We start from the raw sequence: 5,633 nt of genomic DNA, 5'->3' as shown, positions 1-5,633 counted from the left end.
CATGATCTTTCGTGTACGGTCTGGCGTGCGCCAGTACTGCCCAGATGATTCGCGCCATCTTGTTAGCGAGCGCGACCATCACCACATTCAGTGGTCTGCGCTTTTTCATCTATATGAACGGCCCCCTTTGCGCCAGGCTTTCTTGTGCGTTGAAGAACAGGATAGGTTGCAGCTCTATATGCGACCTTCTTGCAGCCGGTACAGCCGCTGCGGGTCCCTATGAAATCCGCTGACTCGTGCCTCATTCCGGGTGAGAGCTCGAAGCTCGCTGGAATTTCCAGGTTTCACGAATCCCGGTCTTACCTGTGCTGTCATTACACTCGATTGCCAACGCAACTTTACGACGGGATTATCCGACTCGATTGAACTGCTCGTTAAGCGGAATGGTTGCTCAAGCCGACTTCAGGCTGACATGATCTTTCGTGTACGGTCTGGCGTGCGCCAGTACTGCCCAGATGATTCGCGCCATCTTGTTAGCGAGCGCGACCATCACCACATTCAGTGGTCTGCGCTTTTTCATCTGTTCGATCCATTCTGTAGGCTCCTTCGTGTGAAACAACACGCTACGAGCGCCGTGAATTAGCAAGGTTCTCAAATAGGTGTCGCCACGCTTGCTGATCCCAAGCAGCTTTATTTTGCCGCCTGAGCCTGTTTGCCCAGGCACCAGACCAAGCCACGCCGCAAACTCGCGTCCCGATCTGAACGATTTCGGATCACCCATGGTAGCAACGGCAGCTGTCGCGGTCAGCAGGCCAACGCCGGGGATGGCAGCGATTGCATTGCACGCCTTGTCCTCTTTCATCCATGTCTGCAGGCGTCGTTCAATTTCGGCAATTTGTTTATCCAGTGCTGTCAGCCCGTTCCATTGTTCACGCAGGGTGTTGATTAGAATCGCCGGTAGACGATCGACCAACCGTTCCAACACACTTGGTATCGTCTTGTCCAACGCGGCGCGCCCCTGGGCCATCACTTCACCGTACTCAGTCAGCAAGCCACGGAGGCTATTGATTTGCATCGTGCGAAACTTCACGAGTTGCTGCCTCATCCGATGCAGCGCAAGAACGGCTTGCTGTGCCTCCGTCTTCACTGCAACCGCTTTGCTAGGCATTTGCGTTGCCATCCAGATCGCGCGCGCATCGGCAGCGTCATTTTTGTTGCCGGTATTGAAAGCCTTAACGAATTTAGCTGGCATCAGCTTTACCTCGTGACCCATTTCGATGAGCCGCCGTGCCCAATGTTGCGCACCGCTACAGGCTTCCATTCCGATCCTACAAGGCGCACGATTTGCGAAATGTTCCAGGAACACTGCGCGCTTAACCGGCTTGTTCACGATTTCACCGGTGTCTAGGTCGACCCAGTGCAACTGGATGACGTTTTTCGCGATGTCCACACCAACGGTCGTATGCTTCATTTTGGACTCTCCGGTTTGCCTGTGAAGATCTCCATCATCTAACGATTTGGGCATTTTTACGCGGTCGGCCGACGGAAGTGCGTCCCCCGCACGATCTTATTGACGGGTGGGGGCCGTTCATATCATTCCGGGTATGGTCACTTCAAACTCCCCCATCTGACGACCGTCGACTGAGCTGACGGAAGAAGTGTTGCAGGACGTCTATCTTCGTCTCCTTCGAACAAGAAGGAGTTCAGGGAGTGAACGTCTTGAAGCCGCACCTGCAAAGCACCGTATTCACACTACTCGAGCGTAACAAGAGCCAGCGCCAGATCCAGCGGCTGACGGGCATCGACCGCAAGACGATCCGCCGCTATCAGGCGATCTTCGAGTCGCAGAAGTCTGGGTCAGCAAACTCCTCCATGGTGACCGCCGGCTCTGAATCGGCAGTCACGCAAAGTCCCCCATCGCCGCGACCACCGGCTACTGAGGCTTCCAGCAAGGCGACAACGTTCAATTTCGCCCGCTCCGCAAGCGAACCGCATCGCGAGTGGATCGAAGAGCAGGTCCGCCTGAGGCGAAACGCGCAGGCGATCTATCAGGATCTGGTCGACCAGTTCGCATTCACCGCGAGCTACGAGAGCGTCAAGCGTTTCGTGCGCGCCTTGCGCCACATTGATCCCGAGCAGTTCGACCGTCTCGCGTTCGCCCCCGGCGAAGAAGCTCAAGTCGATTATGGCGAAGGCGCACTGACCCGCGATCCGAAGACCGGCCGCTACCGACGCCCGCGGTTGTTTGTGATGACCCTTCGGTACTCAAGACGCAGCTTCCGGCGCGTGGTCTGGAAGTCCAGCAAACAGGTCTGGGCTCAGCTTCACGAAGAAGCCTTCCGCTACTTTGGCGGTGCGGTCAGCTACGTCGTTCTCGACAACCTCCGGGAAGGCGTCATCACGCCCGACCTGTATGAACCCGAGATCAACCGGCTCTACGAGGCGATGCTAGAGCATTACGGTGTCGTCGCCGATCCGGCACGTGTGCGGGACCCGAATCGAAAGGGGACCGTGGAGAACGCGATTCAACATACGCAGGGCACCGCGCTCGCCGGCCGCCGTTTCGAGTCGCTCGAAGCCCAGAACGAATTCCTGATGCACTGGGAGGCAAACTGGGCTGCCAAACGAATCCATGGCAGCGCCCGGCGACAGGTCGAGGCCATGTTCCAGGAGGAGAGGCCGCATCTGCGGGCGTTGCCGACCACCGGCTTTCGCTACTTCACGGAGGTCGTGCGTACCGTCTGGGACGACACCACTGTCAACATCGATCGCAGCAACTATGCGGCACGACCTGCGCCGATCGGCACCCTCGTTTCAGTGCGGATCTACGACTCCACCATCGAGATTCGCGATCGCCGTACGCAGGCGCTGCTGCGCACGCATCCTCGCGCCCTCCAGGCCGGTTCGCTTGAACTGCCAGAAGACGAACGCCCGTTCAATCCGTCCCGTCAGAGCGCCTTCCTGCTCGCGAGCGCTGCGGACATCGGGCCGCAAACGAAGGCACTTTGCCAGCACATGTTCGACAGCGAAGGTCGCGTCGGCCATCGCGCCATGTGGGGCATCGTCGGCCTGGCGAAGAAGTATCCCGCCCGGCTCGTTGAACAGGCCTGCGATCACGCATTGCGTCATCACGTCTACCGCTACAAACAGGTGCGCGCGATCGTCGAGCGGCTGTTCGAACAGGCACTCGAGCGTCTCGATCAGGCACCGCAACTCGAACTGCCTCTCACGCAGGATCACCCGCTGATCCGTTCCACCGCCGAATACGGCGAACTCTTTACCCTCGGTGCGCAGCACGGCGCCGAATCTCAACCTCCGACTGGAGAAACACAGGCATGACCATGACATTACCGGAAATCGAACGGGCTCTCGGACAGCTCCGCCTGTCCGGCGTGCGCGACACGCTTGAAACGCGCGTGTTGCAGGCCCAGGGCTCGCAGCAGCCATTCCTTGAAACCTTCGCACTGATCCTGCAGGACGAACTGGATCGCCGCCAGTCCCGGCTCATTGAACGCCGCTACAAGCTCTCCGGCCTCGAAGAGAAACTCGCGCTCGCCGAATTCGACTGGGGCTTCAATCCCAAAGTGCCCCGCCAGGCCTGCTTCCAGCTTCACACGCTGAAGTTCATCGCCGCCGGCGACAACGCGCTGATCATCGGCAAACCCGGCACCGGCAAATCGCACGTTGCGAAGGCTGTCGCCTACCAGGCGGTCCTGCAGGGCCACAAGGTACAGTATCTTGAGACCGACGACTTCTTTAGCCGTTACGCGCTGAGCCCGACGGCTCAGCGCGAAGCCCGACTGCGAGCCATCCTCGAGAGCGATCTGCTCGTGCTGGATGACCTGTTCCTGTCGCGTACGATCCCAGATGCCGCCGGCGCGCTGCTGCAAACGCTAATCCATCAACGCTACAAACTACATCGCAGCGTTGTCGTGACATCCAATCGCGTTGTGCAGGATTGGGGCGCATATCTAGGCGACAACACGATGAGCACCACGATCCTCGACCGGCTCATGCATCACTGCCACCTGCTTGAATTCGACGGCCGCAGTTACCGTCTCAAGGAAGCCGCTGAAACGCTTGCGCGGAAATCGAAAAACAGCTAAATAAAACCATTAGTCCTGCTGCACAGGGTGGGGGAATTTGCGCGACCATAAGTGGGGGAGTTTCAACTGACCGTCCGGGATCTGGGTCAATAATGGCCCCCGCAAGGTGCTTACCCACGACGAGACCGCCCACAGATAAAGATGAAACCCAGGAAGGTGAAGGTCTCCGGCCGGCCAAGGCCGCAGCGCTTTCGTCTGCCCGCTGCGTTGCGGCCAAACTCCAGCAACCTCGTCTTGTCCGGATGCAGCGCAAGCGAGAACTCTTCCAGCCTCGCTCGCATCGCGTCCCAGAAGCGCCGCGCGTCGTCTTCGTGCTGGAAGCCGACCACGATATCATCCGCGTACCGCAGAATGATCACGTTGCCTTTGGCTTCCCGCCGTCGCCACCGATTGGCCCAGAGATCAAAGACGTAGTGCAGGTACACGTTCGCGAACAGTGGTGAAGCCACCGCTCCCTGGGGCGTACCGGTCTCACCGGTTCAAAGGCTCCAAGGCCTTGAAGCGCAAGGTCATCAACCCTACCCGCGTGCCAATTGAAGAGAAGGAGAGCTATCGCTGGCTGGAAAACCTGGGGCAATCCACGGCATTACTGGGCGAACCGGAACGCTGCGTACATATCGGCGATCGCGAAAGCGATATTTACGAGCTGTTCTGTGAAGCGCATGAGCTGGGCAACTTCCTGGTGCGCACATGCGTTGACCGCCTGGCTGGCGACGGAGAGCATACAATCGCCGACGAGATGGCCGAGACGAAGATCAGGGGTTTCCATTGTGTCGAGCTTCGCGATTCGAAAGGCTGTCCCGACGAAGCCTTCCTTGCGATTTGGTATCGCCGCATCACGGTACTACCACCTCTCTACAAGCAGCGTCGCTATCCCGAGCTACGTCTGACCGTCATTCATGCTCAGGAAACGACCGCTCCCGCCGGTCGGCCTCCGACGAGTGGAAGTTGATCACTGATCTGTCAATCAAATCTCGTGCGGACGCCATCGAGAAGCTCGACTGGTACGCGATGCGCTGGAAAATTGAGACCTTCCATAAGATTCTGAAGTCGGGGGAGACTGAAGAATCAAAATTGCGTACCGCTGATCGCTTGGCCAATCTCATCTCAGTGTTCTGTATCCTGAGTTGGCGTATCTTCTGGCTGACCATGCTCAACCGGTGCGCCGCCCACGCCCCCGCCCAGTTGGCCCTCACACAAACCGAGGTCGAGCTCCTCGATCGGATCGTCAAGGACACGCCTCGCACTACTCGGGCGCCGCCACCAGCCTCATCAAGCTTGCGCAACTCGGTGGTTACCTTGCACGGGCCAACGACCCGCCGCCCGGCAATACCGTGATGTGGCGCGGCATTCGGCGCCTGATTGACATTCAGCTTGGCTATGAGCTTGCACAGGAACATTGAAAATCATCTAGCGGGCCTCCCACCGCCGCCCCGTGGGGCGGCGGGGTAAAGTGAGTCTGCACGGAATCACTTAACCAGAAGGAGGCTGAAGTGAAATATAGCGGAATTGATCTGCATTCGAACAACAGCGTGGTGAGCGTGATCGATGAGACGGACCGGGTGGTTGCCGAAAAGCGTCTGCCCA

At 58.5% G+C, this 5,633-nt stretch carries 5 protein-coding genes and 2 pseudogenes; 4 read left to right on the top strand and 3 right to left on the bottom strand.

The window, feature by feature from the left end:
• Both KHO30_RS38990 and KHO30_RS38985 read right to left on the bottom strand, forming a co-directional pair.
• Positions 1–109: pseudogene (locus KHO30_RS38990) on the bottom strand (IS110 family transposase); the annotation flags it as partial.
• A 282-nt stretch (positions 110–391) separates the two neighbouring features.
• Positions 392–1,411, bottom strand: coding sequence for an IS110 family RNA-guided transposase (locus KHO30_RS38985; protein WP_211704087.1), 1,020 nt, complete (start codon positions 1,409–1,411; stop codon positions 392–394).
• A gap of 203 nt (positions 1,412–1,614) precedes the next feature.
• Between KHO30_RS38985 and istA the strand changes: the two genes are divergently transcribed.
• On the top strand, positions 1,615–3,279 hold the full coding sequence (gene istA, locus KHO30_RS38980) for an IS21 family transposase (RefSeq protein ID WP_244864247.1): 1,665 nt from the start codon (positions 1,615–1,617) through the stop codon (positions 3,277–3,279).
• Positions 3,276–4,046, top strand: a complete 771-nt coding sequence (gene istB, locus KHO30_RS38975; RefSeq protein ID WP_211704085.1) for an IS21-like element helper ATPase IstB — start codon at positions 3,276–3,278, stop codon at positions 4,044–4,046. Before istA ends, istB begins: the two co-directional genes overlap by 4 nt.
• 110 nt (positions 4,047–4,156) lie before the next feature.
• On the opposite strand, the pseudogene KHO30_RS38970 reads toward istB, so the two are convergent.
• A pseudogene (locus tag KHO30_RS38970) lies at positions 4,157–4,507 on the bottom strand (reverse transcriptase domain-containing protein); the annotation flags it as partial.
• Positions 4,508–4,542: 35 nt separating this feature from the next.
• Between KHO30_RS38970 and KHO30_RS38965 the strand changes: the two are divergent.
• Together KHO30_RS38965 and KHO30_RS38960 are read left to right on the top strand one after the other, a co-directional pair.
• Complete coding sequence (locus tag KHO30_RS38965; protein WP_211704084.1) at positions 4,543–4,998, top strand: hypothetical protein; 456 nt, start codon at positions 4,543–4,545, stop codon at positions 4,996–4,998.
• The gene (locus KHO30_RS38960) at positions 4,995–5,384 is read left to right on the top strand and encodes a hypothetical protein (protein WP_197500226.1); all 390 of its coding nucleotides are present in this window, start codon (positions 4,995–4,997) and stop codon (positions 5,382–5,384) included. Before KHO30_RS38965 ends, KHO30_RS38960 begins: the two co-directional genes overlap by 4 nt.
• Positions 5,385–5,633: the final 249 nt, after the last annotated feature.

Origin of the sequence: Paraburkholderia aspalathi (genome assembly GCF_905220735.1) — a bacterium.
In the GTDB taxonomy this organism is placed as follows: Bacteria; Pseudomonadota; Gammaproteobacteria; order Burkholderiales; family Burkholderiaceae; genus Paraburkholderia; species Paraburkholderia aspalathi.
The sequence above is the reverse complement of the archived record's forward strand: the minus strand, read 5'-3'. Positions and strand labels throughout refer to the sequence as shown.

Coding starts and splice junctions, on each gene's coding strand:
- KHO30_RS38985 (WP_211704087.1), bottom strand. CDS start 1,411: ATGAAGCATACGACCGTTGGTGTGGACATCGCGAAAAACGTCATCCAG.
- istB (WP_211704085.1), top strand. CDS start 3,276: ATGACCATGACATTACCGGAAATCGAACGGGCTCTCGGACAGCTCCGC.